Raw genomic sequence first — 4,146 nt, forward strand, 5'->3', positions numbered from 1 at the left:
TGTATCAGCTACCTTATCATGCCTATATCCTGTATAGCCAAATGGTTGTATCTTCCCTTGAGTTTTATAGGTATCCACTCCAAACTCATCATAGCCATATACCATTTGCTTAGTTTCTCCTGTTTCTCCAAGCTCAAGTAGCCTTATAGGACTTCCAAGCTCATCTTGCAAGTAAGCATAGGTTTTATCTTTCTCTTCCATAAATGCAGTATTATAGTCCCATATAAAGCTCTGGCTATGTTTTATATTCCTAAACTTCTCATTTTTTTGTAAGAGGTTATGGTATGGTCTAGTTATATCAAGTAGGTATTCTTCTTCACTTACTATATCAAGTTCTTGTAGTATGTCTTTAGAAACATCTTTTAAGTCATCTTTTTCTACTATATACTCATTATCTGTAAGCGCCTTATAAGATAATGCCTTATATCCAACCAATAATAATGAGATAATATGTACCAATAACTGTATAGTACTGTTTAGTTATAGCAGTGTATAGTAATGCAAGTTGGAGGTACCTATGGATCAAATAACAAAAGTTAAAAAGCGTTTAAAACAAGAGCAATGGAAAGCACTTATTAAAGAATGTCAGTCCAGCAAAATGACTATCTCCTCTTGGTGCAAGGCAAATGGCATATGTGAACAAACCTATTACAGAAACTTAAAGTGCCTTCGTGAACAACTGTGTGCAACACTTCCCATTTCTTCAGAATCCTTGGAGAAACCGGCTATTTTTAAAAAGATAGATATTATGTCATCTTTACCATCTACAAATGCCAAGATTATTGTTCACTTATCAAATGCAACTGTTGAGATTTGCGAAGGAACATGTCAGCAAACCATTCAGGCAGTACTGTCTGCACTGAATAGCATATGCTAGGCGACATTAGTGTTGCTGAGAACATTTACATAGCTTGTGGCTACACAGACATGCGAAAGTCCATTGATGGTCTTGCAGCTATGGTTCAGCAACAGTTTCAAATGGACCCCTTTAATTCAGCACTGTTTCTTTTTTGCGGAAAGCGGTGCGATCGTATTAAGGCATTACTTTGGGAAAAAGATGGTTTTGTGCTTTTGTATAAGCGTTTAGAGAATGGTAGTTTTCGATGGCCACGCCATGAAAATGATTTGAAATCTATTTCCCGGCAACAGTTTCGGTGGCTGATGGAGGGACTTTCAATAGAGCAAAAATCAGTAATTCTTCCTGCCGGGAAGGGGGCTTTTTGTTAGATAAAATATATATAAAACCTTAAAAATATTGGGATTTTGTCACTTTTTATGGTGTAATTGTTTCAATAAAACAATAAGGGATGTAGAAAATGCAAAACAAAGATGCTTATATAGCACACCTTGAAAACACAATAAAGGACCTTCAAAATCAAGTAAAAAATCTTACTGAAATGCTTTCAATAATTCGTAAAGGTAAATTTGCGTCTTCAAGTGAGAAGACTTCTAAAAAGCAGTTTGAAGGTCAACTTTCTTTGTTTAATGAGGCTGAGGTAGAGGCAAATGCCGATGTATCTGAGCCCATTGAAGAAGATGTAAAGGGGTATAAGCGCAGAGCATCTAAAACAAAAAGAGATGAGATTTTAAAAGACATCCCTGTTCGTGAAGTAGTATGTACCCTTGTTGAAGAAGACCAATACTGTGGTAATTGCAATACAAAGCTTAAAGTCCTTGGCACAAAATTTGTCAAGGAAGAATTAGAGTACATTCCTGCAAAACTTCGAATTGTTCGCTATGTTCAAACTGTATATGAGTGTCCCAAATGTAAGCATACAGCTTATCCTTATATAATGAAGGCACCCACACCTTCATCACTGATGAACCATTCGTTGGCTTCCCCAAGCTCAGTGTCCAATGTCATGTATCAAAAGTATGTAAACGGTATGCCTCTTTATAGGCAGGAGAAAGACTGGGAAAGGCTGGGAATCGCCCTCAGCCGTTCCACTATGGCAAACTGGATAATCCGTTGCAGTGAGGATTATCTAAAGCCCCTAGTATCTCATCTGCACAAAAAGCTCCTTGAGCGTGATATAGTGCATTGCGATGAGACAGTTGTTCAGGTGCTTAAAGAAAAAGACAAGGCACCACAGACAAAGTCTTATATGTGGCTATATAGAACTGGAAATGACGACAAGCCATCCATAATTCTTTATGATTATCAGCCTTCAAGAAATGGTAATCATGCAGTGGAATTCCTGAAAGGTTTCAAAGGATACTTTCACTCTGATGGATACTCCGGTTATAATAAACTTTCTGATATGATTAGATGTGGGTGCTGGGCCCACCTTAGGAGAAAGTTTATAGAAGCGATTCCATCTAAGAGTTCACAGGATGCACCACTCACCCTTGCTGAAATCGGAAGGAATTACTGTGATCAGCTGTTTCACATTGAAGACAGCCTTAAAAACTTAACATCTGAAGAACGATATAGTAAGCGCCTGGAGTTGAAAAAACCTGTTCTTGAGGCTTTTTGGTGTTGAATTGATTCCATAACGGCATTAAAAGGCTCTGCACTTGGAAAAGCTCTTGTTTATGCTAATAACCAGCGTCCATATATGGAGAATTATCTGCTTGATGGAAGATGTTCTATTTCTAATAATGCTGCCGAGAATGCAATTCGTCCGTTTACAGTAGGTCGCAAGAATTGGCTTTTTGCAGACACTCCCAAAGGAGCATCTGCAAGTGCAGCTGTCTATAGTATTGTAGAGACAGCAAAGGGAAACGGCTTGAATGTCTATACCTACTTACAATATCTTCTCATGTATATGCCGGATACACAGTGGCAGTCCGAACCTGAACTTTTAGAAGGTTTAATGCCCTGGTCACCGGATGTAAAGGAAGAATGTAAGCAATAAACAAATAAACTATGGTGCCCTTTATTGGAGCACTTTTTTATTTGATTTATTATCTCATTTAGTTTAATGAAATATAAGGCATCATGTTATTGGGCGCTTACTTTATTTTCTATTCTATTTCCTAATCCGTCATAGATATAATTCTTTGCTTGTCCTGAAAAATCGTAACTTAAGCCAAGCCTATCTGTACTGTCATACTCATAAGCTCTTATAAGCTCTCCTGCACTTAAGACGGACTTTAAGTTACCTCTTTTATCGTAACTATATTTTCTATTAGGATATACTCCACTTTCTTCTACAAGCTGAGCTAAAATATAATTCTCACACCTTCAAAAAATAAGAACTCTAAAAATCTCCATATTTTAACAAGCCATAGGTTTTGGGGTTTTCAAATTCACTTGGCTTTATAGGGATATGTTCCAATAGTATATCAATTCCTGATATCCACATTCCATCATCACTTTTATATGCTTTCCACAATGCATCTTCTATAAATGGAATCAAATCACTTTTATTATAAGAAGATAATAAAGAAACTGCATATTCAAATGCAGGCCAGTTGGCATCTTGTAACAATCTTATCAAAAACGGTATATATCTAATCTTCATAGAATATTTCATTTTTTCTATAATATGTAGAATATTAAACCAGCAAAACTTAGATTTGTAGTTACCTAAATAAAGATAATCTTCTAAATTATTACCTTCCATTTGAAATAATACGGCTAATTCTTCCAAATTTTCATCTGATATATTTCTATTTTCATAAATATTATATTCTTCTTTACTAATTAAATTATCAATCACTGCTGACATTACATGGTCCTCCATTATCTCTTATAGATATTGATGCTAATATTTTTGTTAAGTAGTATGGATTCTCTTTTGCTGTTTCTCTGGTGCTCATCCATATTGGTAGTTCTAAAGGATCTGTAGGAATTACTTTTACATGGTTTGGACCATCTATAATCGCTTGTAGTACACCTGTACTATTTACAGCCTCTAAAGTTGTCCAAGTATATCGTCTACCCACTGGAACTTTTAATTCATAAGATAGACCATTAACGTCAGAGCCATCATTTCTAGGAGTTAAATTAGTTGCATTTCCATTTCCCCATCTGTATATAACTGTCTGGTTAGGTCTTTTTGTTGTTACTTGTTCTAATGCAATTATCCTAGCCTTTTCTTTCTCCTTTGCCTTACTATTTATATATGTACCAACAGCTACTCCTCCAGCTACAACTAATGTTATACATATTATACCTAATGCAACTAAATCCATTGGTCT

The 4,146-nt window shown here is 35.8% G+C and carries 4 protein-coding genes and 2 pseudogenes; 3 read left to right on the forward strand and 3 right to left on the reverse strand.

Annotation, left to right across the window (positions count from 1 at the left end; genetic code table 11):
- Nucleotides 1-459: pseudogene (locus HMPREF0381_RS15085) on the reverse strand (hypothetical protein); the annotation flags it as partial.
- Between the two features lie 58 nt (nucleotides 460-517).
- Here HMPREF0381_RS15085 and tnpA point away from each other — a divergent pair.
- The 3 genes and pseudogenes from tnpA to tnpC all read left to right on the forward strand — a co-directional run bounded on the left by tnpA (nucleotide 518) and on the right by tnpC (nucleotide 2,858).
- Complete coding sequence (tnpA, locus tag HMPREF0381_RS12445; protein WP_008752354.1) at nucleotides 518-877, forward strand: IS66 family insertion sequence element accessory protein TnpA; 360 nt, start codon at nucleotides 518-520, stop codon at nucleotides 875-877.
- Entirely contained in the window at nucleotides 871-1,227 is a 357-nt protein-coding gene (gene tnpB, locus HMPREF0381_RS12450) for an IS66 family insertion sequence element accessory protein TnpB (RefSeq protein WP_008752355.1), read from the forward strand. Before tnpA ends, tnpB begins: the two co-directional genes overlap by 7 nt.
- A gap of 89 nt (nucleotides 1,228-1,316) precedes the next feature.
- Nucleotides 1,317-2,858, forward strand: a pseudogene (gene tnpC, locus HMPREF0381_RS12455) (IS66 family transposase).
- Between the two features lie 345 nt (nucleotides 2,859-3,203).
- Here tnpC and HMPREF0381_RS12460 read toward each other — a convergent pair.
- On the reverse strand, nucleotides 3,204-3,674 hold the full coding sequence (locus HMPREF0381_RS12460) for a DUF5071 domain-containing protein (RefSeq protein WP_008752358.1): 471 nt from the start codon (nucleotides 3,672-3,674) through the stop codon (nucleotides 3,204-3,206).
- Nucleotides 3,658-4,146, reverse strand: a 489-nt coding sequence (locus HMPREF0381_RS15490; RefSeq protein ID WP_008752359.1) for a hypothetical protein, incomplete at its 5' end; no start/stop codon positions are given. The genes HMPREF0381_RS12460 and HMPREF0381_RS15490, both read right to left, overlap by 17 nt.

Origin of the sequence: Lachnoanaerobaculum saburreum DSM 3986 (genome assembly GCF_000185385.1) — a bacterium.
Lineage (GTDB): Bacteria > Bacillota > Clostridia > Lachnospirales > Lachnospiraceae > Lachnoanaerobaculum > Lachnoanaerobaculum saburreum.